We start from the raw sequence: 24,486 nt of genomic DNA on the forward strand, positions 1-24,486 counted from the left end.
CTTGTCCTCCCCCGAGACTTCCCCCGAATCGCCGGCACTCCGGCGCCAGCGCCAGCAATGGCTGGCCAGCCTGGCGGCCCATGCACGCCCTCAGCAGCGGCTGGCGGCCGCGGCGGTGTGCCTGTCCGGCGCGCTGCTCGTGGTACAGGCCGGCGCGATCGCCTGGCTGATCCAGCATGTCCTTGTCGAAGGCCACGCGCTTGCCGGGGCGGCGACGGCCCTGGCGGTGCTCGGCGGCACCCTGCTGGTACGCAGCGCGCTCGGCGGCGTGGCCCAGCGGGCGGCTGGCGACGTGGCCGATGCGGCACGGCTGGCGCTGCGCAGCCAGGTCTACCGGCGGCTGCTCGGGCACGGCCCGCTGTGGCTGCGCCAGCGGCGCACCGGCGAACTGGGCGAACTGCTGCTGGCCCACGGCGACGCGATCGAGGGCTACTACGCCGGCTTCCAGCCGGTCCGCGCCGAAGTCATGGTCGTGCCGCTGCTGATCGCCGCCGCGGTGGCCTCGGTGGACTGGGTGGTGGCGCTGATCCTGCTGCTGACCGCGCCGCTGGTGCCGTTCTTCATGATGCTGGTGGGCTGGGGCGCCGAGGCGGCCGGCCGCGACCAGCTCGGGCAGATGGCGCGCATGGGCGGCCATTTCGCCGATCGCATCAAGGGCTTGGGCCTGCTGCGCCTGTACGGCCGGGGCGAGGCCGAGCTGCGTGGCGTGGAAGCCGCCGCCGAGGGCGTGCGCCTGGGCAGCATGAAGGTGCTGCGCATCGCCTTCCTGTCGTCCACCGTGCTGGAGTTCTTCGCCTCGGTCAGCGTGGCGATGGTGGCGCTGTACCTGGGCCTGAGCTACCTGGGCCTGCTGGAGATCCGCCCGGTGACCCCGACCCTGGGCATCGGCGTGTTCTGCCTGCTGCTGGCGCCGGAGTTCTACGGGCCGCTGCGGCGACTGGCCGCGCATTACCACGACCGCGCCAATGCGCTGGCCGCCGCGGCCGAGGTAGAACGCCTGCTTGGCGAACTGCCCGGCGACGACGCCACGCCCATCGGGCAGCGCCAGCGCGAACCCGAGCCGGCCGAGCGCCATGCCCCGCCGCTGCAGGCGCGTGGTCTGGTGCTGCGCCCGCAGGGTGGCAATCGCGACGTGCTGCGTGGTTTCTCGCTGCAGCTGGAGCACGGCCAGCGCCTGGCCCTGGTCGGCCCCAGCGGCAGCGGCAAGAGCACCCTGCTCGAAGCGCTGGCCGGCTGGCTGCCGCCGCGCGAGGGCAGCCTGGTGTGGCGTCCGGGCCTGACCATCGGCTTCGCCGGGCAGCGTCCCTACCTGTTCCATGGCTCGATCGCCGACAACCTGCGGCTGGCCGATCCCGCCGCCAGCGATGCACGGCTGCGCGCGGTGGCCGAGGCCGCGCAGGTGATGCGCTTCGTCGAGGCACTGCCCGAGAGGCTGGATACGGTGATCGGCGAGCGTGGCTTTGGCCTGTCCGGCGGCGAGGCGCGGCGCATCGGCCTGGCCCGGCTGCTGCTGCGCAATCCCGAACTGCTGCTGCTGGATGAGCCCACCGCCTTCCTTGATCCGCAGACCGAGGCTGACCTGCTTGAGGCGCTGGCCGCCTTTACCCGGGGCAGCTCGGTCATCGTGGCCACGCACAGTCCGGCGGTGATGCGCTGGGCCGACAGCGTGCTGGAACTGCCGGCCCCGGCTACGACGGAGGACGGCCGATGAGCGCGCCGCGCGACGACCTGCGCCAGGTATTCCGGCGCCACCGCTGGCGCCTGCTGCTGGCCACCGTGCTGCTGCTGACCACGATGCTGGCCGGCGTCGGCCTGCTCGGCCTGTCCGGTGGCTTCCTCACCGCCGCGGCGCTGGCCGGGCTGGCGGGGCTGGGCAGCGGTTTCAACTTCTTCTCGCCCTCGGCCGGCATCCGCGGCCTGACCATGGCGCGCATCGTCTCGCGCTATTTCGAAAAGCTGGTCGGCCACGACGTCACCCTGCGCATCGCCCGTGACCTGCGCGTGTGGTTCTTCCGCCGCGCGCTGCCGCTGGCCCCGGGCCGGCTGGCCGCTACCCGCACCGGCGAACTGCTGGCACGGCTGATGTCCGACATCGGCGAGGTCGATGGCCTGCTGGTGCGCGCGCTGGGCCCGCTGCTGGCCCTGCTCGGCATCGCCGTAGCCTCGGTGGTGGCGGCGGGGCTGATCTACTGGCCGGCGGCGCTGCTGCTGGCCGCACTGGCCCTGCTGATCGGCGTGGCCGTGCCGATGCTGGGCGTGCGCGGCGGCAATGCCGGCGAACAGCAACGCGCGGCCCTGCGCGCGCAGCTGCGCACGCTGGCTTTCGAGGGGCTGGAAGGCGCGGCTGACCTGACCGCGCTGCATGCGCGCGAGGCCTGGATGCTGCGGGTCGAGCGCGAGGCCGCGCAGGTGGCCACCGCCGACCGTCGCCGTCGCCTGCGCCTGATTGCCGGCAACGTCGCGCATTCGGCCGGCTCGGGCCTGGGCCTGTTCTCGATGCTGTGGCTGGCGCTGTGGGCGTTCGAGCGCGGGCAACTGCAGGCACCGATGGCCGCGGCACTGGTGTTCCTCACCGTGGCGCTGCTGGAAGTGGCTACCGGCATCGGCGCGGCCTGGCAATCACTGCAGTCCGGGCAGGTGGCCGCCGCACGCCTGCAGCAGATCACCGCGCAGCCACCGTCGGTCGAGGAGCCGGAGCAGCCGCAACCGGTGCCCACGGGCCCGGCCACGCTGTCCTTCGAGAAGGTCGTGTTCTGGTGGCCCGGGGAAACCCGGCGCCTGCTCGATGGCATGGACCTGACCCTGGCACCGGGCGAGCGCATCGCCATCCGCGGCGACAGCGGCTGTGGCAAGACCACGCTGTCCTCGCTGCTGCTGCGCCAGTGGGATCCGCAGCAGGGCAGCGTGCGCCATGGCGGCGTGGACCTGCGCCGCTTCGCCCAGGCGCAATGGCATGCCCAGCTGGCCTGGCTGCCGCAGGGCGCGCCGGTGTTTGCCGGGACCATTGCCGAGAACCTGCGCCTGGGTGATCCCGATGCTGCTGACGAAGCGTTGTGGCAGGTACTGGATGGCGTGCGCCTGGGCGACTGGGCGCGCGGGCTGGGTGGCCTGCAGGCCTGGGTGGGCGAGAACGGCGCGACCATGTCGGCCGGGCAGGCGCGCCGCCTGGCGCTGGCCCGTGCGCTGCTGCGCAACGCCCCGATCATGGTGCTGGACGAGCCGACCGAAGGCCTGGACGTGGACACTGCCAACGCGCTGCTGCGCGACCTGGCCGCCGCGCTGGGACAGCGCAGCCTGCTGATGATCACCCACGGCGAATTGCCGGCCGGTGTGGTCCATCGCAGCTACCGCCTGCAGCACGGCAAGCTGCTGGAGTGGGTGGAGTAATTCTGTCGCCAGGCGCCGCGCCATTGACGGCGCAGTTGTCCCTCGTGTTCGCGGACGTACCTGGCCGAAGCACCTTGTGTGCCGGCTACCGGTCGAACCTGCAGCCCCCGCTTGGGGGGCAGGAAGAGCGCCTTCCTAGATTGCCGACACGCTGCGCAGCATCCACGCCACGCCAACCAGGTTCAGCACGACGGTGACCCAGAACACCGACTGGAACGCGGCCTTGCTCGACTTGTGCCGGAACAGCGCCTGCGCCACCAGTGCGCCGGGCCAGCCGCAGAGCATCCCGAGCAGGTGCAGCGTGTTTTCCGGCGTGCGGCGCTGGCTGCGCTGGGCGGCGGACTTGTCCGCGCCATAGACCAGCAGGGCCAGCACGCTCATCCCGAGGTAGGTCCACGCCAGCCACATCGGCCACCAGCCCGGCACTGTTCCCGTGAATACGATTGCCAGCGCGACAAGCTCAATGCCAAGTCGCGGCAGCTTGCGGGTACCGGTGCCGATTGGAGCGCGGGCTAAGGACGTACTGGTGGCGGCATAGCGGATGCGCGTGGCATTGCAGCGGCCGCGCGCATCGCGCTCGGCCACGTAGCTGATCAGTTCGCCCTCGCGCGGCCGCCGGCCGCTGCGCTCGAACGCCTTGATGTGGACGAAGGCACGCTCGCCGCCGCCATTGGGGGTAACGAAGCCGTAGCCCTTGTCGTCTTGCCAGTCACTGAGGCGACCCTGGTAGCGCATGGTTCCGGTCCATGGAGGAAGCCGCTGATTGGACGCGATCATCCCTGCGTCTGGGAAGTCCCCGCCGCTCAAGGCGACGCGGCCGGTGACTCGTGGCGGATGCGCAGGAAGCGGGCAAAGCGGGGCAGGCCATTACCGGTCAGCCCGTTGTAGCGGTAGGTGACCTGTGCGCCGATCGGCGGCGGATCTGCGCGCTGCGCATCCTTGAAGCCACTGCCCAGGCGGAAGCGCGTGCCGTCCTCGCGCTCGACCAGCAGCGCACCGAGCATGCCCTGGTATTTGCCCTTGCCGGGGATGTGCGCGACCACGCGCGCCTCGGCATCTTCCCAGGGCTTGAGCTTGAACAGATGCGGGCTGCGGCCGGCGACGTAGCGGCCATCGTGGTGGTGCAGTATCAGGCCTTCGCCACCGGCTGCGACCACCGCCTGCAGTCGTGCCTGCAGGGCGGCGGCGTCCGGCACCCGTTGTTGTTCGATGGCCTGCAGCCAAGGGCTGCGGGTGGCGCTGATGACGGCCTGCAGCCGGGCAAGGCGCCGGCCGAATGGCCCGCCATGGGTGGGCAGGTCGAAGGCCATGAAGCGGATCCGCCGCCAGCCCTCGTCATCGACCTGCAGTGCACGCACGAGCGCGCTGGCCTCGTCAAAGCGCTGGCGGCCGATCCACAGTTCGCCATCCATCGGTTGTGCCGGCCAGCCGGCGGTAAACCACGCCGGCGCGGCGATGCGGTGGCCACTGCGGGTCCACAGCACGCGGCCGTCCCAGCGTGCACGTACGCCGTCCAGTTTCTCGCTGACCCAGTAATCGGCGACATCCTGCCGTCCGTCCCAGCTGGAGGCGAGCATCATCCCGGGTGGCTCGGCGGCCCCGGCGGGAAACACGGTTGTCAGCAGCAGGCACAGCACGATCCAGATGCGCATGTCCGGTCCCTGGAAGGCGGGCGGAAAGTGTGGCCGCATGTGGCGACCGGTCGGATCGGGCGCGTGCCCGGCGCGGCGTAGGAAACCGCCGCGCGGGCTCGGTCAGAGTGTGTCGAGGAACCCGCGCACGGCCGGCCCGAACCGGGCGAAATCGACCAGGAAGGCGTCATGGCCCTGCGGCGAGTCCAGCCCGATGAAGCTGGCCTCGGCGCCACCGGCGCGCAGGCCTTCGGCGATCTGTTCCTGCTGCTGCACCGGGAACAGGATGTCGGTGTTGGCACCGATCGCCAGCGCCTTGCCCACGCGGATCTTCGCCAGCCCGGCCAGCACGTCGCCGTCGGCGTACTCGGCCAGGTCGAACCAGTCCATCGAACGCCCCAGGTAGAGGTAGCAGTTGGGGTCGAAGTGGCGCACGAAGCGGCGGGCGTGGCCTTCGAGGTAGCTCTCGACCTGGAATTCCAGGCCGAACGGATCATCGGCGCTCTGCTCCGAATCCAGCCGCACGCGGCCGAAGCGGCCGTCCCATTCCAGCGCCGAGCGGTAGGTGATCACGCCGAGCTTGCGCGCCATGCGCATGCCCGATTCCGGATACACATCCTCGTCGTAATTGCCGCCGTTCCAGTTCGGGTCCAGCCGGATCGCCTCTCGCTGCAGCGAGCGGATGGCGATGGAGAACGGCAGGGCCTGGGCGCTGCCGGAGATGTTGATATGGGCGCGGGCGATACCGGGGTGCTGCAGCAGGATGGCCAGTGCGGTCATGCCGCCCATCGAGTTGCCCACCAGGCAGGCCAGCTCGTTGATGCCGAGTGCGCGCACCACTTCGACCGCGGCATTGGCCACGTCCTCGATCGACAGCTTGGGAAAACGCAGGCGGTACAGCTCGCCGGTGGCCGGGTCGATCGAGGCCGGGCCGGTGGAGCCCTTGCAGCTGCCCAATGAGTTGACGCAGACCACGAACCAGCGGTCGGTATCGATCGGCTTGCCCGGACCCAGCATCGCCTCCCACCAGCCGGCGGCGGGGTTGTCCGGGTTGGACGCGGCATGCGCATCCGGCGACAGCCCGGTGACGATCAGGATGGCGTTGCCGGCCTGGGCATCCAGCGTGCCCCAGGTCTCATAGGCCACGCGCGCGCCGATCAGCTGGCCGCCGCGTTTCATCGGGAAGGGCGAAGACAGGGGGTGGTAACGGGTGCCCGGCGGGATGAATTCGGTCATCGGGAGATTCTAGCGTCCTGCGGTGACCAGGCCGTCCGCGCCGACGGCACCCAGCGTTCCGCCGGGCTCAGCGAGCGCCGATGGACAGCGACACGGGTGCCTCGGCCGGCAGCCTGACCCGCACCGGCGCGGTGGCGATATCACCTTCCTGCGGCATCGCGTTGCCGCTGGCCGACAGCCGCGCCAGCACTTCCACCTCGTCCAGCGCCGAGAGCTTCTGCGTCGGCATCGGGCTGTCACCGTCATCCAGGGTCACGGTCAGCGGCAGGTCCTGCAGCGCGTGCTTTTCCACGGCCACCGGCATCGGCGGGCCGCCGGGGATGCGGGCGATGACGAACACCGTGGTGTCGCCGGCCAGCCGCACGCGCGAGGCGAAGTCCGGATCCAGCGCGACCTGCACGGTCAGCGTGCGCGCCGCGGCCGGGGCCGGCAGCGGCGGCAGCCCGGCCTGCTGGCGGGCGATGCCGATCTGTTCGCGCAGGGCCTGGGCGGCGCCGGGCTCCAGTCGCGGCAGGAGCGCCTCCCAGGTGCGGGCAGCGTCGGCGTCCTGTCCGCGCTGGCGCTGGGCGATACCCAGCAGCCAGGCGGCACGCTCGGCCTCGGGTGAGACTTCCAGCGCATGGCGCAGCCAGGCCACGGCCTGGTCGTCGAAGCGGCGATCGGGAGCGGCCTGCGCGCGGGCCTGGGCGGCTTCGACCAGCAGGGTCGGTTCGTCCGGGGCCAGGCGCACCGCCTGTTCGTAGGCCTGCAGTGCCTGCGCGGTATTGCCGCGCGCCAGTTCGGACTGGGCCAGCAGCGCCCAGCCATCGGCCCGCTGCGGTTGTTCGTCCAGCGCCTGGCGCAGGCGCGCGATGCCTTCGTCCAGCGACTGTGGGGCGCGCCGCTGCTGCGGATCCAGGGCCTGCGGCGTGCCGATGACCAGGTACAGCGCCGGCGTGGACACGGCCAGGACCAGCACGCAGGCCACGAAGCTGCCACGGCTGCCGGCGCGCCACAGCGGCCATGCCACCGCGGCACCCAGCAGCGCGCCCAGCAACCCCGCCAGCAGGGCAAAGCCGCTCACCATTCCTGCTCGTCCATGTCCTGCGGTGCGACCTGGCGGGCGCGGCGGCGCACCACGCGTACCAGCACCAGCGCCCCGGCAATCAGCACCAGGCCCGGACCGAACCACAGCAGCCAGGTGCCGGACTCCAGTTGCGGGCGGTACAGCACGAACTGGCCATAGCGCTCGACCAGGAACTGCTTGATCTGCGCATCGCTGTGGCCCTGCTGCATCAGCACCAGTACCTCGCGGCGCAGGTCCTGGGCGATCCGGGCATTGGAATCGGCCAGCGACTGGTTCTGGCACTGCACGCAGCGCAGTTCGGCGGCCAGTGCGTGGAAGCGTGCCTCCTCGGCGGCATCACGGAACGGCAGGGGCGAAGGGTCGCCGGCCGGCTGCGCCAGGGCTGCCGGCGACAGGCACAGCAGCAGGGCAAGCAGCCAGCGCACGCTCATCGTGCCGCCCGCAGCATGGCCGGGGCGCCAGCCGCGCCACTGGTGGCAGTGGTGCGCTCGGCCTGTTCCAGCGCGGGCAGGAGCTGTTCGTCGATCACCTTCTGGGTCAGCGTGCCGCTGTGCTTCCAGCGCACGATGCCGGCGGCGTCGACGAGGAAGGTTTCCGGCGCGGCAATCACGCCCCAGTCGATCGCGGTACGGCCTTCCTGGTCGGCCAGCACCACGAAGTAGGGGTTGCCGAGCTGTTCCAGCCAGCGCAGCGCATCGGCCGGCTCGTCCTTCCAGTTGTAGCCGACCACCCGCACCCGCTTGGACAGGGCAAAACGCGACAGCACCGGGTGCTCCTCGCGGCAGGCCGGGCACCAGCTGCCCCAGACGTTGAGCACGTACGGTGCCCCGCGCAGGTCGCCGCTGCGCACGGTGATGCCCGGGTCATGCAGGATCGGCAGCTCGAAGGCCGGGGCGGCCTTGCCAATCAGCGCCGAAGGCAGGGTGTCGCGGCCGGGTTGGCCCGAGCGCATCACCCCGTGCAGCATCAACCCGATCAGGCCGAAGAAGAACAGCACGCCGATGACGATGGCGACCGGCGGAATGCGAGGAGGCGGGGAAGGAGGTTGCTCAGCCATGACGGTTCTCCGGAATCCGGCGGAAGCGGCGGTCGGCGGCGGTGACGAAGCCCCCCAGGGCCATCAGCAGCGCGCCCAGCCAGATCCAGCGGACGAAGGGTTTGATGTGTACTCGCAGTGCCCAGGCATCATTGCCCAGCGGCTCGCCCAATGCCACGTACAGGTCGCCGCCGAGCCGGGCGTGGATGCCGGCCTCGGTCATCACCTGGCCACCGCTGGCGTAGCGGCGTTTTTCCGGATGCAGCAGGGTGAGCTCACGGCCGTCGCGCAGCACGCGCACGTGGCCGCGTTCGGCCTCGAAGTTGGGTCCCTCGCGGCGGTCCACGCCTTCGAAGCGGAACGAAAGCGTGCCCACGTCCACTGACTGGCCCGGGGCCAGGGCAACCTCGCGCTGCACGTTCAGCCCTTCCACCAGCAGCGCGCCGGCCAGGAACACGGCCACGCCGGCGTGGGCCAGCACCATGCCCAGCATCTCGGCGGTGAAGCGGCCATTGCCGCGCAGCCGCGTCCAGGCGAAGCGCGCGGTGCCCAGCAGCACCCATGCCGCGGCGGCCACGCCCAGCGCGGTCTTGCCGGCGCCACGCGGAGCCAGGAAGAACGCCGCCACGCCGCCGGCCACGGCCATCAACAGCCACGGCAGCATCAGGGCCAGCGGACGGGAAGCCTGCTCGCGCTGCCAGCGGGTCAGCGGGCCGAACGGCAACAGGGCGACGAGCGGTGCCATCAGCAGCAGGAACAGGGTGCCGAAGTAGGGCGGGCCGACCGAGATCTTGCCCAGCCCCAGCGCATCGGCCAGCAGCGGATACAACGTGCCGAGCAGGATCATCGCGCAGGCGCAGGCCAGCAGCAGGTTGTTGACCAGCAGCAGGGTCTCCCGCGAACTGGCGGCAAAGCCGCGGCGCGGATCGTCGGCCACTGCGGCCAGCGCAGGCGCACGCAGCACGTACAGCAGCAGCGAGCCACCGATCACCAGGGCGAGGAATACCAGGATGAACATGCCGCGCGCCGGATCGGCGGCAAACGAATGCACGCTGGTCAGCACGCCCGAGCGCACCAGGAATGCGCCCAGCAGCGACAGCGCGAACGCGGCGATGGCCAGCAGCAACGTCCAGCCGCCGAAACTGCCGCGCTTTTCGGTCACCGCCTGCGAGTGGATCAGCGCGGCACCGGCCAGCCACGGCATGAAGCTGGCGTTCTCCACCGGATCCCAGAACCACCAGCCACCCCAGCCCAGCTCGTAGTACGCCCACCAGCTGCCCAGCGCGATGCCCAGGGTCAGGAAGCCCCAGGCGGCATTGGTCCACGGCCGGGTCCAGCGCAGCCAGCGTGCATCGATGCGTCCTTCCAGCAGCGCGGCGATGGCGAAGGCGAACGGCACCGAGAATCCGACGTAACCCAGGTACAGCATCGGCGGATGGATGATCAGCCCCGGGTCCTGCAGCAGCGGGTTGAGATCGCGGCCCTCGGCTGCCGCCGGCAGCAGCCGCTCGAACGGGTTGGAGGTGAAGACCAGGAAGGCGAGGAAGCCGGCACTGACCAGTGCCAGCGTGCCGAGCACCCGGGCCTGTACCGGCAGGGGCAGGGCGCGCGAGGTCGCCGCCACCGCCGCCGTCCACAGCGCCAGCACCAGCGCCCACATCAGCAGTGAACCCTCGTGCGCGCCCCACACCGCCGACCAGCGATAGATCATCGGCAGCAGCGAGTTGGAGTTCTCGGCGACGTAGCGCACCGAGAAATCCTGGGTGATGAAGGCATGGGTCAGCGCGGCAAACGCACCGGCCACCAGCGCCAGCTGGGCGAAGGCCGCCGGCCGTGCCACCGCCATCCATGCGCTGTTGCTGCGGTGCGCGCCGGCCAGCGGCAGCACGGCCTGCAGCAGGCAGGCCAGCAGGGCGAGGGCGAGCAGTACCTGCCCGAGTTCAGGAACCACCTAGGGTGCTTCCCCGGCGGCCGGCGCCGCCACATCGTGCTTCTGGTGGGCGGCGCCCATCTTGTCGGCCAGCTCCTTGGGCACGTAGCTCTCATCGTGCTTGGCCAGCACCTCGTCGGCGACGAACACGCCGTCGACGAGGCTGCCGGTGGCGACCACGGCCTGCCCCTCGCGGAACAGGTCCGGCAGCATCTTCGAATAGCGCACCGGCAGTTGCGCATCACCGTCGGTGACGCGGAAGCTGGCCTCCAGCGAGCCTTCGGCACGCTGGAACGAGCCCTTCTCGACCATGCCGCCAAGGCGGAAGCGCGCGCGTTCGCCGGCGTCGCCGCGCAGCACTTCGGCCGGCGTGTACAGGTAGGCCACGTTGCGCTGCAGGGCCATGGCCGCCAGCGTGGTCGCCAGGCAGCCAGCCACCACCAGCGCGCCGACCAGCAGCAGGCGACGGCGACGGAGCGGATTCATCGCTCCAGCTCCTGCAGCGACGGGGCCGGCGCCGGCTGGCGGCGCTTCGAGCGCAACTGCGCCTGGCGCAGGATGCGCCGCAGCTGCAGGCGAGGGGCCAGGAAATCCCAGGCCAGCACCACGAGGAACACCGAATAGGCGGCGATTACGTACGGCAGGTGGTTGCTCATGACTTCTCCCCGGACATCCGCAGCACCCAGTCCTTGCCGGCCTCGCGGCGCAGGTTGTCGGTACGGGCGCGGGCCAGCAGCGAGCCGGCGAACCAGAACTTGGTGGCGATCACCATCCACCACAGTGGCGCCATCAGCGCCGGGTCGATCGCCGACTGGCCGAACACGCTGATGCTCTGGCCCTGGTGCAGCGAGTTCCACCACACCACCGAATAGCGGATCACCGGCAGCAGGGCCACGCCGACGATGGCCAGCAGGCCGGCGGCGCGGGCGCCGTTGCGGCGGTCCTCGATGCTGGCGTACAGCGCCATCACCCCGATGTAGAGGAACAGCAGGATCAGTTCAGTGGTCAGGCGCGGGTCCCAGTCCCACCAGCCGCCCCAGGTCGGCTTGCCCCAGATGCTGCCGGTCAGCAGGGTGATCAGGGTGAAGCCGGCGCCGATCGGCGCGCAGGCCATGGCCAGGATCTCGCACAGCTTGATCCGCCAGATCAGGGCGATGGCCGCGTACAGCGCCATCAGCGCGTAGACCAGCAGGCTCATCCACGCACTCGGCACATGGATGTAGAGGATCCGGAACGAATCGCCCTGGTAGCGCTCGGCCGGCACCACCCACAGCGCCTGGTACATGCCGACGGCCAGCAGCACCGCGGCGATCGCCCAGCACCACGGGGCCCAGCGGGCGGCAAAACGGTCGAAGGTGGGAGGTGAGCCGAGTTGGTGGAACCAGCGGACGATGGGATTCATTCGTACTCGGACTAGCAGTGGTGCAGGCGAGGGCGCGTGGATCAGCTCAGGGAAATGCGTATGGCGGCGGCTGCCGCCAGCGGTGCCAGCACCAGGCCGGCGACCAGCCCCGCTGCCAGCATCAGCAACGCGGGTACCGGATCCAGCCCCTGCGTGCGGGCAACGACGCTTCCTGCCCCGAACACCAGCACCGGCACGTACAGCGGCAGTGCCAGCAGCGCCACGAGGATACCAGAGCGTTTCATGCCGACCGTCAGTGCTGCCACCACGCTTCCAAGCAGACTGAGCAGTGGCGTTCCCAGCAGCAACGATGCCAGCAGCACCGGCAGCTGGTCATGTGGCAGGTGCAGCAATTGCGCGAGCAGCGGCGTGGCGATGATCAGCGGCGCGGCGGTGGTCAGCCAGTGCACCAGCACCCGCACCAGCACCAGCCAGGCCAGCGGCACCGGTGCCAGCAGCCATTGTTCCAGCGAGCCATCCTCGGCATCGCTGCGCAGCAGGGTGTCCAGCGACAGCAGCCCGGCGAGCAGCACCGCCAGCCACATCACCGCCGAGGCCGACTGCGCCAGCAACTGCGGGCGTGCGCCCAGCGCCAGTGCGAACAGGGCGACGATCAGTAAGGCGAACAGCACCGGCTGCAGGCTGTCGCCGCGGCGGCGCCACAGCAACTGCAGGTCGCGCGTCACCAGGGCGCGGGCAGCCTGGGTCATCGAGGGCAGGGGCGTGGCGCTCATGCGGCTGCTCCCAGTTCCAGCATGCGCGTGCGTACCGGCGGGGCCGAATACGCGCCGTGGGTGGTCACCAGCGCCGCGCCACCGCCACGCAGGTGCGCCGAGATCATGCGGTTGACCAGGTTGATGCCTTCCAGGTCGAGGTTGGCGTAGGGCTCGTCGAGCAGCCACACCGGTGCCGGCGACAGCCACATCCGGGCCAGCGCCAGGCGCTTCTTCTGGCCAGCCGAGAGCTGGCGCACCGGCGTGTCCTCGTAGCCGCCCAGGCCGACGATGCCCAGGGCGTCGGCCGGGTGCTGGCGCGCGCGCCGGCCCTGGATGCCGCACAGGTAGCGCAGGTTCTGCAGGGTATCGAGTTCGTGCTTGAGCGCCGGCAGATGCCCCAGGTAGGCGAGGAAGTGGGCGCGGCGGTAGCGGTCGGCGGGCTTTCCATCCAGCACCACGGTGCCGCGGTCGGCATCCAGCAGGCCGGCCAGCACGCGCAGCAGGGTGGTCTTGCCGGCGCCATTGCCGCCCTGGACCAGCAGCGCCTCGCCCGCGTCGACATGGAAATCGAGCGGGCCGAACACCGGCTCGTCGTCGCGGGAGAAGCCCAGTTCCTGTGCGGCCAGCAGCGGAGGGAGGTTCAAGGAGGCGCGCCCGGCGTGCGATTGCGAAGGAGGGCGATTGTATCGGCAGCGGCTGCGCGGCGCGGAACGCTGGATTGCGCGGCGGTCGGCCGGAGCGGCGCCGGCATTGCGTACACTCGGCGTTTTCCCGTGATGTCCCCGCCCATGCAACCGCAAACCAAGCTGCCCAAGGTCGGCACCACCATCTTCACCGTGATGTCCCAGCTGGCTGCCGAACACGGCGCCGTCAACCTGGGCCAGGGCTTCCCCGACTTCGCCGCGCCGCAGCGCCTGATTGATGCCACCGCCCGGGCAATGGCCGACGGACTGAACCAGTACGCGCCGATGACCGGCGTGGCGCCGCTGCGCCAGGCCATCGCGCAGAAGGTGCTGGACTGCTACGGCGCACAGGTGGACGTGGACAGCGAGATCACCGTCACCAGCGGCGCAACCGAGGCGATCTTCAACGCCATCCATGCCGTGGTGCGTGCCGGCGAGGAAGTGATCGTGCTCGACCCGGCCTATGACTGCTACGAACCGGCGATCGACCTGGCCGGCGCTCGCGCGGTGCACGTGCCGCTGGACCCGCAGACCTTCGCGGTGGACTGGGACCGTGTGCGGGCGGCGATCACCCCGCGTACCCGCCTGCTGATGGTCAACACGCCGCACAATCCGTCCGGCGCGATGCTGACCGCCGACGACATGCAGGCGCTGGCCGACGTGCTACGCGGCACCGGCATCTACCTGGTCTCCGACGAGGTCTACGAGCACATCATCTACGACGGCCGCCGCCATGAGTCGGCGCTGCGCTATCCGGAACTGCGCGAGCGCGCGTTCGTGATCTCCAGCTTCGGCAAGACCTACCACTGCACCGGCTGGAAGATCGGCTATGCGATCGCGCCGCCGGCGCTGAGCGCCGAGTTCCGCAAGGTCCACCAGTACAACACCTTCACCAGCTTCGGGCCGGCCCAGTACGGATTTGCCGCGATGATCCGCGACGAACCCGCGCACCACCTGGAGCTGGGCGCGTTCTACCAGGCCAAGCGCGACCGCTTCCGCGAGCAGCTGCTGGGTACGCGGTTGAAGCCGCTGCCGGTGCCGGGCGGCTATTTCCAGCTGGTCGACTACTCGGCGGTCAGCGACCTGCCGGACCATGAGTTCGTGAAGTGGCTGACCATCGAGAAGGGCGTCACCGCCATCCCGCTGTCACCGTTCTACGAAACCGCGCCGGCCGGCCAGCGCCTCGTGCGCCTGTGCTTTGCCAAGAACGAAGCCACCCTGGACGCGGCGATCGAACGCCTGCGCGCGCTGTAAACGGGAGGACGGAAATGCAGGACCTGCGCATCAGCCTGGTACAGGGCAACACCCGCTGGCATGACCCGGCCGGCAATCGCGACTACTACGCCTCGCTGTTGGCACCCCTGGCGGGACGCACCGATCTGGTGATCCTGCCGGAGACCTTCACCAGTGGCTTCTCCAACGACGCCATCACCCAGGCCGAAGGCATGGACGGCCCGACCGTGGCGTGGATCCGCGAGCAGGCGGCGCTGCTCGGCGCCGCGGTGACCGGCAGCGTGCAGCTGCGCGAGGCCGGCGGTGTCTACAACCGCCTGCTGTTCGCCACCCCCGACGGTGGCCTGCAGTACTACGACAAGCGCCATCTGTTCCGCTACGGCCGCGAACACGAACGCTATGCCGCCGGCAGCGGGCGCCTGTGCGTGGAATGGAAGGGCTGGCGGATCAATCCGCAGGTCTGCTACGACCTGCGCTTCCCGGTGTTCTGCCGCAACCGTTACGACGTCGAGCGCCCCGGGCAGCTGGATTTCGACCTGCAGATCTTCGTCGCCAACTGGCCGTCGGCTCGTGCCTATGCGTGGAAGACCCTGCTGCGCGCGCGTGCGATCGAGAACCTGTGCTACGTGGCCGCGGTCAACCGCATCGGCGTGGATGGCAACGAGCTGCACTATTCCGGCGACAGTGCGGTGATCGATTTCCTCGGCCAGCCGCAGGTGGAGATCCGCGAACGCGAGCAGGTGGTGACCACCACCATCTCCGCGGCGGCACTGGCGGCCCACCGCGAGCGCTTCCCGGCCATGCTCGATGCCGATGCGTTCACCCTGCAGGGGCTGGCATCGGCGTCCTGAATGAATCCCCGTGTGCCATGGCGCGCATCATCCGCAGTGGACATGGCCGCTGCTAGATTCGCCGCCACTTTCCCCGAAACGGAGTTGCACTGATGAGGAAGCTCCCCGCCGCAATGGCCCTGCTGGGTCTGGCCGCCATCGCTCCGGTTGCCCAGGCCGCCGACGTGGACTGCGAACTGCGCTACAACCTCACCGGCTGGTCGGCGTTCTATTCGACCGCCGAGGGCACCGGCACCATCCACTGCGACAACGGCACGACGATCCCGGTCAAGATCGAGGCCAAGGGCGGCGGGCTGACCGTGGGCAAGAAGCGCATCACCGACGGCAAGGGCAGGTTCTCCGCGGTGCCTTCGACCTCCGAGCTGCTGGGCACCTACGTCGCCGCCGAAGCGCACGCCAGCGCGGCCAAGGCCAGCGGCGCGCAGGTGATGACCAAGGGCGACGTGTCGCTGGCCCTGGCCGGTACCGGCGAAGGCTGGAGCCTGGGCGTGGGCTTTGGCGGCTTTACCATCACCCGTCGCTGATCAGTCGGATACGGTCGGACGCAGTCCTGCCGGGCCGCAACGAAAAAGGGCGCCTTCCGGCGCCCTTTTTCATGGCTGCAGACCCGATCAGCCGCGCGGACCGCGCGAGCCGCCGGGGCGGTTGCCACCCGGACGACCGGCGCCCTGCGGACGGTTGCCGCCGGGGCCACAGTTGCCACCCGGGCCGCGGGCAGCACCCGGGCCACGGTTGCCGCCCGGACCACGACCCGGACCGGCATTGCGGGCCGGACGCGCCGCCGCGCCGTACGGGCTGTAGCCCGGATTGGCGTGGTCGGACGGGAATACCGGGGCGTTGGCCGGATGACCATACGGATGCTTGCGCTGGCCCTGTGCACCACCGGTGCCGGCACCTGCGGCGCGGCCACCGGCACCACCACGGCCGGCACCGCCGGCCTTCGGCTTGCCGTAGGGACGGTCCTGTCCTGGCCGGCCCGCGCCCGGGCCGCGGGCACCCGGCCCGGCGTTGCGGTGGCCGCTCGGGCCGGTGCTCACACCTTCCGGCACATACCAGCTGCGGAACGCAGCCGGATTGCCGTCCGGCAGCGGCTTTGGACCCTTGGCGGTGCGCTGCTTGAACGGCTTCTGCGACTGCTTGGCCGCGGCTTCGCCGCTGACGGTCAGGCCGCCCTTGAAGCCGCCGCCCTTGCCACGGCCACGGCCGCGGTCCTCGCGCACGTTGTCGAAGCGGCGCAGTTCACGGCCTTCGTCGGCGGTGCTGTGGCCGTTGACGTAGGCATTGCGGCCGCCACCGTCGCGCGAGACGCGCACGGTGGTCTTGGCGGCGCGACGCTGGCCGATCACCGGCTGCAGGGTCAGTGCCGACGGGGTGCCTTCCTCCAGCTTGAGTTCGGCGCGCATGGCTTCGACCTGGGCGGCCGGCAGCTCGACCGAGTGGCCTCGCAGCAGTTCGCGCGGCAGGGTGACCTTGCCGTAGCGGGTGCGCTTCAGGCGCGAAACCTGGCAGCCCTGCGATTCCCACAGGCGGCGCACTTCGCGGTTGCGGCCTTCCTTGACCACGACGCGGAACCAGTCGTGCGAGTCGGTGCCGCCGATGCGCTCGATCTCGTCGAACTTGGCCGGGCCGTCATCCAGCGCCACGCCACGGGCGAGGCGGTCGACGATGTTGTCCGGCACCTTTTCCTGGCCTTCCGGGGCGCGCACGCGCACCACGTACTCGCGTTCAATCTCGAACGAGGGGTGCATCATCGCGTTGGCCAGCTCGCCGTCGGTGGTGAGCAGCAGCAGGCCGGTGGTGTTGATGTCCAGGCGGCCGATGGCGATCCAGCGCGCACCCTTGAGCGGCGGCAGCGCCTCGAACACGGTCGGGCGGCCTTCCGGATCATCGCGGGTGATCACTTCGCCTTCCGGCTTGTTGTAGACCAGCACGCGCGCCGGATCGGTCAGCGCGGTCGCGACGAAGGCGCGGCCGTCCAGTTCGATCTTGTCGCCGCTGCGCACCGACATGCCGGTCTGCGCGACCTCGCCGTTGACCTTGACCAGGCCATCGGCAATGCGCTGTTCCAGCGCACGGCGCGAACCGAGCCCGGCCTGGGCCAGGACCTTGTGCAGGCGTTCTTCGAGCTTGGGCTGTTCGACGGCAGCGTCGCGCTTGAGCGAGAGCTTGTTCAACGACAGCTTGCGGGGGGTGTCACTCATCATCTTGGCTCCGGCCGGCGGTGTCCGCTTCGGCCTCATGTTCGGGATCGGCTTCGTCAACAGCCCCGGTCGTCATCACGACGGCGTTGTCTTCGGTTTCGTTCACTTCCGCCACGCGCTCTCCCGGCGCGGCTTCGGGGTCGCCAGCAAGGGCGGAATCAGTGTCTGCACCGGTATCGGCCGGGGCATCCATATCTTGTTGATCAGACGCGGCGCCAGCATCGGCAGTCTCGCCTTCACCATTTGCGTCGGCGTCATTGGCAGCCGCTTCGTCGTCGGCCGGGGCCGCGCCGGCGGTGATCGGGGCGGCCGGCTGGCCGTCGCCGTCCAGCGGCAGTTGCGGCTCCAGTTCGCCCAGGTCGCGCAGCTCGGACAGCGGCGGCAGTTCGTCCAGGCGCTTGAGGCCGAAATAGTCAAGGAACGCCTTGGTGGTGCCGAACAGCGCCGGGCGGCCCGGCACGTCGCGGTGGCCGACCACGCGGATCCACTCGCGCTCTTCCAGTGCCTGGATGATGCTGCTGCTCACCGCCACGCCGCGGACCTGCTCGATCTCGCCGCGGGTGATCGGCTGGCGGTAGGCGATCAGCGCCAGGGTTTCCAGCGTGGCACGGGTGTAGCGGGTCTTGCGTTCGGTCCACAGCCGCGCCACCCAGGCGTGCACGTCGGCCTTGACCTGGAAGCGGAAGCCGGAGGCCACCTCGACCAGCTCCACGCCGCGCCCGGCGCAGGCCTCGCGCAGCAGTTCCAGCGCACGTTCGACGCTGCCCGGCGGCGCCGGTTCTTCCTCCGGGAACAGCCCCTGCAGCTGGACCAGCGTCAACGGCTGGCTGGAGGCCAGCAGGGCGGCTTCGACAATGCGGGTGATCAGCGATTGATCCATGGGATCGGTCGGTTGCTCAGTTTTCGTTGGCGTCGTCGCCGTTGTCGTCGTCGAACTCGCTGGAGAACTGCAGCGGTTCGTTGGTGTTGCCGGCGGCGAGCGACTTGACGTAGATCGGGGCCAGCGGTGCTTCCTGCACGATGTCCAGCAACTGTTCCTTGGCCAGTTCCAGCAGGGCCAGGAAGGTCACCAGCACGCCGAGCTTCCCTTCCTCGGCGGTGAACAGCGTTTCAAACCTGTAGAACCGGCCATCCTCGAGCCGTCCGAGCACGTCGCCCATGCGCTGGCGTACGCTCAGGGCTTCGCGCTTGATCGCGTGGCCGCTGAACAGCTCGGCGCGCTTGAGCACGTCGTGCAGCGCCAGCAGCATTTCCTTCAGCTCGACCGGCGGCGGCAGCTTGATCGCCGCGCGGTCCGGCACGTGGGCCTGCACCGGCGAGGTGTCGCGGTCCTGGCGGGGCAGGGCGTCCAGGTCCTCGGCCGCCTGCTTGAAACGTTCGTACTCCTGCAGCCGGCGCACCAGCTCGGCGCGCGGGTCGGCTTCCTCGCCGTCCTCGGCGGGCGGCCGCGGCAGCAGCATCCGCGACTTCACTTCGGCCAGGATCGCCGCCATCACCAGGTACTCGGCGGCCAGCTCGAAGCGCAGTTCCTGCATCACGCCGATGTATTCGACGTACTGCTTGGTGATCTCGGCGACCGGGATGTCCAGGATGTCCAGGTTCTGCCGGCGGATCAGGTACAGCAGCAGGTCAAGCGGACCTTCGAACGCGTCAAGGATGACTTCCAGCGCATCCGGCGGGATGTACAGGTCCTGCGGGATCTGCAACACGGGTTGCCCATGCACGACGGCAAGCGGCATTTCCTGCTGCTGCGGCACCTGCGGCTGGGTTTGCGTGTTCGCGTCCTGCGCGAGTTCTGAAGTCATCAGTCGGTTGACGTCGGTATTGCAGCAGCAGCCCGGCATGGCCGGTCCGTCCGGTCGTACCCATGCCCTTGCGAGCCACACATCGCACCGGCGTCGGCGCGATGTCATACATGAACACAGGGCGCGCGCTGGTACGCGGCAGCGAAAAAACGAGGAGGTCGTCTACGCGTTCCGGCGGGGGCTGTTCGGGGCGGTCGTCGGGCGGCTGGAACCTGGTGCCGACGGGCCGTTACAGTCCGGTCGCGTGCAATTGTGCCAAGGGTAATGTGCCGGAGGCAGTGGTGTCCAGCGCCGCCGGGCTAGAATTGGCAAGGGATTCATCCGGCAAAGGACAGGTCGCACCGTGTGGTACGTGATTGAAGGCTATGACGGACAGCAGGTGCTGCCCGCGCGACTGGCGGCCCGGCCCGCCCATCTGGCCCGGCTGCAGGCCCTGCAGGAGCAGGGGCACCTGCTGCTGGCTGGCCCGTGCCCGGCCCTCGACGCCGAGGACCCGGGCCCGGCAGGCTTCAGCGGCAGCCTGGTGGTGGCCTGGTTCGAGGACCTGGAGGCCGCCCGTTCCTGGGCCGATGCCGATCCCTACGTGGAGGCCGGCGTCTACCAGCGGGTAGAGGTCCGTCCGTTCCGCAAGGTGCTGCCATGACCCGGGTCGAGCGCATCCGCGCCGCGCTGGAGGTCGCCTTCGCCCCGCAGTTGCTGGAGGTCGAGGATGACAGCCACCGACATGCCGGCCATGCCGGTGCGCGCGATGGCCGCGGACATTTCAACGTGCTGATCGTCAGCGAGGCCTTCGCCGGGATGCCCCCGCTGGCCCGCCACCGTGCGGTCTATGCCGCGCTGGGCACGATGATGGAAACCGACATCCACGCCCTGTCGATCCGCGCCGAGGCACCGGCCGCCTGAAGCGGCGCAAGCGCGGCCCAGCCGCGGTTGCCAGTTGCGGCTGTTTACGTTTCTTCGTCCGTGACCTATACAGTCCGCCCCAGTCTGGAGGGCGGAGGGACGTCGCATGGCCAGGGCAACGATCACGATCAGGGATGTCGCACGCGAAGCCAGGGTTTCGGTGGCCACGGTATCGCGGGCACTGAACGGGCAGCACAACGTCGCCGAGCCGGTCCGCAAACTGGTGCTGGAGGTGGCCCAGCGCCTGCGCTACACCCCCAACGCCGCCGCGCGCAGCCTCTCCAGCCGCCGCACACAGACCATCGGCGTGGTGTTGCCGGACCTGCATGGCGAGTTCTTTTCCGAACTGATGCGCGGCATCGACGGCGTGGCACGCGGCCATGCCCACCACCTGCTGGTGTCCAGCTACCACGGCGACCAGGAACAGCAGGGGCTGGCCCTGCAGGCGATGCGCGGGCGGGTCGATGGCCTGCTGGTGCTGTCGCCGTACGCGGCCAATCCCGGATTCCTCACCGACAACCTGCCGGCCGGGCTGCCGGCAGTGCTGATCAATACGCCCGGGCTGGAAAGCCAGCACGCGGTGCTGCGCATCGACAACCATGCCGGCGCGATGACGATGACCCGTTACCTGCTGGGCTGTGGCCACCGGCGCATCGCCTTCATCGCCGGTCCGGCCTCCAACCACGATGCCGGCGAACGCCTGCGCGGGTTCCGCGAAGCAATGGCCGGCGCGGTCGAGGCCGAAGCCATCGAGCTACAGGGTGGATTCGACGAAGCCAGTGGCCATGCCGCCGGCCTGTCGCTGCTGGACCTAGGGCCACTGCCCGATGCCGTGTTCGCGGCCAACGACATGATGGCGCTCGGTTGCCTGTTCGCCCTCACCCAGGCGGGCGTACAGGTGCCGGGGCAAGTCTCGCTGGCCGGCTTCGATGACATCCCGCTCGCCCGTTTCGTTCACCCATCGTTGACGACGATGCAGGTGAACATCGCTGAACTCGGTGGCCGCGCGATGTCCCATCTCTTGCAACTGATAGACAGCCCGGAGGAAGCCAGCGCTTCCGTGCAGACCCTCGTGCCGATGCTGGTCGCACGGAACTCCACGGCCATGCATGACCCGCAGGCCCCGGCCGGCGTGCCCGCCGCACCATGACACCAGAGGCGGCCGCCATGCGCCGCCGTCCAACGGAGACAGACCCATGAACCTTCCCGTCAACCGCCGCGTACCGGCCCGTCGACTGCTCAGCTGCGCGCTGGCCAGCTGCCTGCTGCTGGGTGCCGCGCCGGCGTTCGCGCAGAGCACCAGCGGCACTATCCGCGGCCAAGTGATGCTGGATTCGGCACCGGCCGCCGAGGCCAGCGTGACCGCGACCAACCTCGCCACCGGGCTGACCCGATCGGTGCAGAGCACCGCCAGCGGCAACTACTCGCTGGCCGGCCTGCCGCCGGGCAACTACCGGGTGGACGTGACCAGCGGCGGGCGCACCCGTTCGGAGAACATCACCGTGCGCATCGGCCAGACCGCGACCCTGGACCTGGCGGTGGGCGGCGAGGCCGAAACCGGGGCCACCGGCGCGGAAATCACGCTGGATGCGGTGCAGGTGACCGCGACCGCAGTGGTCGAGACCAGGACCTCGGAAGTGGCCAGCTACGTCTCGCAGAAGCAGATCGAGGTGCTGCCGCAGGCCTCGCGCAACTTCCTGGCCTTTGCCGACACCGTGCCGGGCATGATCTTCGAAAGCGGTGCCGATGGCTCCAGCAAGCTGCGCAGCGGCGCGCAGAACTCCAACGGCATCAACGTCTTCATCGATGGTGTGGGCCAGAAGAACTACGTGCTCAAGGGCGGCATCAGCGGCCAGGATTCCTCCAGTGGCAGTCCGTTCCCGCAGCTGGCCATCGGCGAGTACAAGGTCATCACCTCCAACTACAAGGCCGAGTACGACCAGATCAGCTCGGCAGCGGTGACCGCCGTCACCCGGTCCGGCACCAACGAATTCCACGGCAGTTTCTTCTGGGATACCACCAGCGAGCAGTGGCGCAAGCCGACCTATTCCGAGGAGCAGAGCGGCACCAAGGTGCCGTCCAGCGAGCGCCAGTACGGCGCCTCGTTCGGCGGCCCGATCGTGCGCGACAACCTGTTCTTCTTCGGCACCTACGAGGCCAAGCGCATCAACCGCCCGCGCGAGGTCCGACTGGGCACCAGCGCCTACGATCCGTCATGGATCACCCCGGAAATCGCCTCGTACCTCGGGCCGGCCAATGCCACCTTCGACCAGGACATGTACTTCGGAAAGCTGACCTGGCAGGCCGGGGCCGACCACCTGGTCGAGCTGTCGGCCAAGCGCCGCGAGGAGCAGGAGATCAGTGGCGTGGGCGACGGCCCCAACGCCGCCAGCTACGGCAGCGCCAAGTCCAACGACAGCACCCGCGTGGACCTGCGCTGGCAGTGGAGCACCACCGACTGGCTCAACGACCTGCACCTGACCAGCGAGGATGACTACTGGAGCCCGCGCCCGGTGACCATTGGCCCGGGGCGCTCGATCCGCTCGACCCTGAGCAACTTCAGCGATGGCGACACCCTGATCAACATCGGCGGCGGCCAGGACTACCAGAACAAGGGGCAGAAGGGCTATTCGCTGCAGGACGACTTCACCTTCTACGGTTTCGAGGGCCACACCCTCAAGGCCGGCGTGAAGTTCAAGAACGTCAAGGTCGAATCCTTCGAGCAGCAGCCCTACAACGCGCAGTTCCGTTACGACCTGTACGAGAACCTGCTCGGCGGTCGCAGCCAGATCGACGCGATGATCCCGTGGCGGGTGGAGTTCGGCGCGCCGCTGCCGGGCATCGCCGACCGCAACGTGTCCTCGCGCAACCGCCAGTTCGGCATCTACCTGCAGGACGACTGGCAGGTCACCGACCGGCTGATGCTCAACCTGGGCGTGCGCTATGACTACGAGACCACACCGGGCTACGAGGACTTCGTGACCGATCCGGGTCTGGTCGCCGCGCTGCGCGGCTGGAGCAACCTGCAGGGCCCGAACGTCGACTACGACATCAACGACTACATCAGCACCGGCCGAGAGCGCAAAGCGGACAAGAACAACTGGGCCCCGCGGCTGGGCTTCTCGTTCGACCTCAATGGCGACGAGCGCCACGTGATCTTCGGCGGTGCCGGCCGTTCCTACGACCGCAACCTGTTCGACTACCTGGCGCTGGAACGTTCCAAGAGCACCTTCCCGCGCTACACGTACTTCTTCGATACGGACCTGCACGATTGCGCGCCGGGCAGCGCCAACTGCCTGGCCTGGGATCCGGCCTACTACGACATCAACAACCTCTACGCGCTGACCCAGGCCAATCCGAACCTCGGTTCGGAAGTGAACCTGATGAACAACAACCTGGTCACGCCGTACTCCGACCAGTTCTCGCTGGGCATGCGCAACCTGGTGACGCTGGCCGGGCAGGACTGGAGCACCTCGGCCACCTTCGCCCACATCCGCAGCTACGAGGGCATCGTGTTCACCCTGGGCAACCGCTGGCCGGACGGCAGCTTCCGTGATCCTGCCGTGCCGGGTGCGACCTGGGGCGGGCAGCCGTGGGGCCAGCCGATCCCGGGCTATGGCTCGCTGATCATTGCCGACAACGGCCTGGAGACGAAGCTCAACCAGCTGCTGCTCTCGGCCGAGAAGGCCTACAGCCCCGACTCGCCGTGGGCGGTGACCGTGGCCTACACCTACAGCGATGCCAAGGAGAACCGCTCGAACGTGGCCAACTCCGACGAACACTACCTGTTCGACTATCCCAGCCCGGACGACCTGCCGTTCCTGCGCTCGACCGGCATCCCGAAGCACCGTTTCGTGGGTACCGGCCTGTATGAGTTCTGGGGCGTCACCGTATCGGCCAAGCTGACCCTGGAGAGCCCGCGCCCGAAGGATGCGACCAACTGCTTCGATGCGATCAGCGTCAACAACTGCTTTGCCGACACGGCCACCCCGCGCGGCAGCATCGGCTACAAGCAGTTCGACCTGGCCGTGCAGAAGCAGTGGGACACCGGCGCCGGGCTGAAGTACAAGGTGCGCGGCGACGTGCTCAATGTGTTCAACTGGCAGAACTTCACCGACTACGACACCTGGCGTGGTTCGGTGGGCGAGGCCAACCCGAACTACCTGCGCCGCAACGGAGTCAGCACGATCTATCCGCCGCGGATGTTCAAGCTGTCCTTCGGGCTGGACTGGTAACAAGGCCGTCCCGGTGCCGTGCGGCGACCGGGACCTGCCGCATGTGCCGGCCGCGCCACGGCGGCCGGGACTTCCTGCACATGAAGGCGACCTGCAAGGCGTGGATGGTGGGTCCCTGGTGATTTGACGGGTGTCGGTTTGGACGATCAACGCGGCAGGTTTGCTCATGGG

General features: G+C 69.5%; 24 protein-coding genes. 9 read left to right on the forward strand and 15 right to left on the reverse strand.

Annotation, left to right across the window (positions count from 1 at the left end):
- The first annotated feature begins 1 nt into the window (after position 1).
- Positions 2 to 1,711 carry a thiol reductant ABC exporter subunit CydD gene (gene cydD, locus LG380_RS02770; RefSeq protein ID WP_225763501.1) on the forward strand — a complete coding sequence of 570 codons (1,710 nt, stop codon included), beginning with the start codon at positions 2 to 4 and terminating at the stop codon, positions 1,709 to 1,711.
- Positions 1,708 to 3,387 (forward strand): thiol reductant ABC exporter subunit CydC, encoded by a 1,680-nt coding sequence (cydC, locus tag LG380_RS02775; protein WP_225763502.1) that lies wholly within the window; start codon positions 1,708 to 1,710, stop codon positions 3,385 to 3,387. Before cydD ends, cydC begins: the two co-directional genes overlap by 4 nt.
- Positions 3,388 to 3,522: 135 nt before the next feature.
- Here cydC and LG380_RS02780 read toward each other — a convergent pair whose 3' ends face one another.
- From LG380_RS02780 to ccmA, 12 genes are all read right to left on the reverse strand, one after another.
- Positions 3,523 to 4,122, reverse strand: coding sequence for a DUF1294 domain-containing protein (locus LG380_RS02780; RefSeq protein WP_225763503.1), 600 nt, complete (start codon positions 4,120 to 4,122; stop codon positions 3,523 to 3,525).
- Between the two features lie 68 nt (positions 4,123 to 4,190).
- Positions 4,191 to 5,039: a DNA ligase gene (locus LG380_RS02785; RefSeq protein WP_225763504.1), complete on the reverse strand. Its 849-nt coding sequence runs from the start codon at positions 5,037 to 5,039 to the stop codon at positions 4,191 to 4,193.
- Positions 5,040 to 5,141: 102 nt separating this feature from the next.
- Complete coding sequence (locus LG380_RS02790) at positions 5,142 to 6,254, reverse strand: homoserine O-acetyltransferase (RefSeq protein ID WP_225763505.1); 1,113 nt, start codon at positions 6,252 to 6,254, stop codon at positions 5,142 to 5,144.
- A gap of 67 nt (positions 6,255 to 6,321) precedes the next feature.
- Positions 6,322 to 7,320, reverse strand: a complete 999-nt coding sequence (locus tag LG380_RS02795) for a tetratricopeptide repeat protein (RefSeq protein WP_225763506.1) — start codon at positions 7,318 to 7,320, stop codon at positions 6,322 to 6,324.
- The gene (locus LG380_RS02800; RefSeq protein ID WP_225763507.1) at positions 7,314 to 7,751 is read right to left on the reverse strand and encodes a cytochrome c-type biogenesis protein; all 438 of its coding nucleotides are present in this window, start codon (positions 7,749 to 7,751) and stop codon (positions 7,314 to 7,316) included. The genes LG380_RS02795 and LG380_RS02800 overlap by 7 nt, the downstream gene beginning before the upstream one ends.
- Entirely contained in the window at positions 7,748 to 8,377 is a 630-nt protein-coding gene (locus LG380_RS02805) for a DsbE family thiol:disulfide interchange protein (protein ID WP_225763508.1), read from the reverse strand. Before LG380_RS02805 ends, LG380_RS02800 begins: the two co-directional genes overlap by 4 nt.
- Entirely contained in the window at positions 8,370 to 10,307 is a 1,938-nt protein-coding gene (locus tag LG380_RS02810) for a heme lyase CcmF/NrfE family subunit (protein ID WP_225763509.1), read from the reverse strand. Before LG380_RS02810 ends, LG380_RS02805 begins: the two co-directional genes overlap by 8 nt.
- Positions 10,308 to 10,772, reverse strand: coding sequence for a cytochrome c maturation protein CcmE (ccmE, locus tag LG380_RS02815; RefSeq protein WP_225763510.1), 465 nt, complete (start codon positions 10,770 to 10,772; stop codon positions 10,308 to 10,310). It lies immediately after the preceding gene.
- On the reverse strand, positions 10,769 to 10,942 hold the full coding sequence (gene ccmD / locus LG380_RS02820) for a heme exporter protein CcmD (protein WP_225763511.1): 174 nt from the start codon (positions 10,940 to 10,942) through the stop codon (positions 10,769 to 10,771). Before ccmD ends, ccmE begins: the two co-directional genes overlap by 4 nt.
- Positions 10,939 to 11,688, reverse strand: coding sequence for a heme ABC transporter permease CcmC (gene ccmC, locus LG380_RS02825; protein ID WP_225763512.1), 750 nt, complete (start codon positions 11,686 to 11,688; stop codon positions 10,939 to 10,941). Before ccmC ends, ccmD begins: the two co-directional genes overlap by 4 nt.
- A gap of 41 nt (positions 11,689 to 11,729) precedes the next feature.
- Positions 11,730 to 12,422, reverse strand: a complete 693-nt coding sequence (gene ccmB, locus LG380_RS02830) for a heme exporter protein CcmB (RefSeq protein WP_225763513.1) — start codon at positions 12,420 to 12,422, stop codon at positions 11,730 to 11,732.
- The gene (gene ccmA / locus LG380_RS02835) at positions 12,419 to 13,048 is read right to left on the reverse strand and encodes a heme ABC exporter ATP-binding protein CcmA (protein ID WP_225763514.1); all 630 of its coding nucleotides are present in this window, start codon (positions 13,046 to 13,048) and stop codon (positions 12,419 to 12,421) included. The genes ccmB and ccmA overlap by 4 nt, the downstream gene beginning before the upstream one ends.
- A gap of 144 nt (positions 13,049 to 13,192) precedes the next feature.
- On the opposite strand from ccmA, the gene LG380_RS02840 reads away from it, so the two are divergent.
- The 3 genes from LG380_RS02840 to LG380_RS02850 all read left to right on the forward strand — a co-directional run bounded on the left by LG380_RS02840 (position 13,193) and on the right by LG380_RS02850 (position 15,695).
- Entirely contained in the window at positions 13,193 to 14,341 is a 1,149-nt protein-coding gene (locus LG380_RS02840; RefSeq protein ID WP_225763515.1) for a pyridoxal phosphate-dependent aminotransferase, read from the forward strand.
- 14 nt (positions 14,342 to 14,355) lie between these two features.
- Positions 14,356 to 15,171 (forward strand): amidohydrolase, encoded by an 816-nt coding sequence (locus LG380_RS02845; protein ID WP_225763516.1) that lies wholly within the window; start codon positions 14,356 to 14,358, stop codon positions 15,169 to 15,171.
- Positions 15,172 to 15,263: 92 nt separating this feature from the next.
- Positions 15,264 to 15,695: a hypothetical protein gene (locus LG380_RS02850; RefSeq protein ID WP_225763517.1), complete on the forward strand. Its 432-nt coding sequence runs from the start codon at positions 15,264 to 15,266 to the stop codon at positions 15,693 to 15,695.
- 87 nt (positions 15,696 to 15,782) lie between these two features.
- On the opposite strand, the gene LG380_RS02855 is transcribed toward LG380_RS02850, so the two are convergent.
- The 3 genes from LG380_RS02855 to LG380_RS02865 are packed head-to-tail and all read right to left on the reverse strand — an operon-like array spanning position 15,783 to position 19,177.
- On the reverse strand, positions 15,783 to 17,372 hold the full coding sequence (locus LG380_RS02855; protein ID WP_225763518.1) for a pseudouridine synthase: 1,590 nt from the start codon (positions 17,370 to 17,372) through the stop codon (positions 15,783 to 15,785).
- The gene (gene scpB / locus LG380_RS02860) at positions 17,365 to 18,252 is read right to left on the reverse strand and encodes an SMC-Scp complex subunit ScpB (protein WP_225763519.1); all 888 of its coding nucleotides are present in this window, start codon (positions 18,250 to 18,252) and stop codon (positions 17,365 to 17,367) included. Before scpB ends, LG380_RS02855 begins: the two co-directional genes overlap by 8 nt.
- Positions 18,253 to 18,268: 16 nt before the next feature.
- On the reverse strand, positions 18,269 to 19,177 hold the full coding sequence (locus tag LG380_RS02865) for a ScpA family protein (protein ID WP_225763520.1): 909 nt from the start codon (positions 19,175 to 19,177) through the stop codon (positions 18,269 to 18,271).
- Positions 19,178 to 19,520: 343 nt separating this feature from the next.
- On the opposite strand from LG380_RS02865, the gene LG380_RS02870 reads away from it, so the two are divergent.
- The 4 genes from LG380_RS02870 (at position 19,521) to LG380_RS02885 (ending at position 24,315) form a co-directional block, all read left to right on the forward strand.
- Positions 19,521 to 19,820 carry a YciI family protein gene (locus tag LG380_RS02870; protein WP_225763521.1) on the forward strand — a complete coding sequence of 100 codons (300 nt, stop codon included), beginning with the start codon at positions 19,521 to 19,523 and terminating at the stop codon, positions 19,818 to 19,820.
- Positions 19,817 to 20,080 carry a BolA family protein gene (locus tag LG380_RS02875; RefSeq protein ID WP_225763522.1) on the forward strand — a complete coding sequence of 88 codons (264 nt, stop codon included), beginning with the start codon at positions 19,817 to 19,819 and terminating at the stop codon, positions 20,078 to 20,080. Before LG380_RS02870 ends, LG380_RS02875 begins: the two co-directional genes overlap by 4 nt.
- A gap of 106 nt (positions 20,081 to 20,186) precedes the next feature.
- A complete protein-coding gene (locus tag LG380_RS02880) occupies positions 20,187 to 21,230 on the forward strand; it encodes a LacI family DNA-binding transcriptional regulator (RefSeq protein ID WP_225763523.1) in 1,044 nt (347 codons plus the stop codon).
- Positions 21,231 to 21,276: 46 nt separating this feature from the next.
- Positions 21,277 to 24,315, forward strand: coding sequence for a TonB-dependent receptor (locus LG380_RS02885; RefSeq protein WP_225763524.1), 3,039 nt, complete (start codon positions 21,277 to 21,279; stop codon positions 24,313 to 24,315).
- The last annotated feature ends 171 nt before the right edge of the window (positions 24,316 to 24,486 follow it).

Source organism: Stenotrophomonas sp. Marseille-Q4652 (assembly GCF_916618915.1).
Classification (GTDB): Bacteria; Pseudomonadota; Gammaproteobacteria; order Xanthomonadales; family Xanthomonadaceae; genus Stenotrophomonas.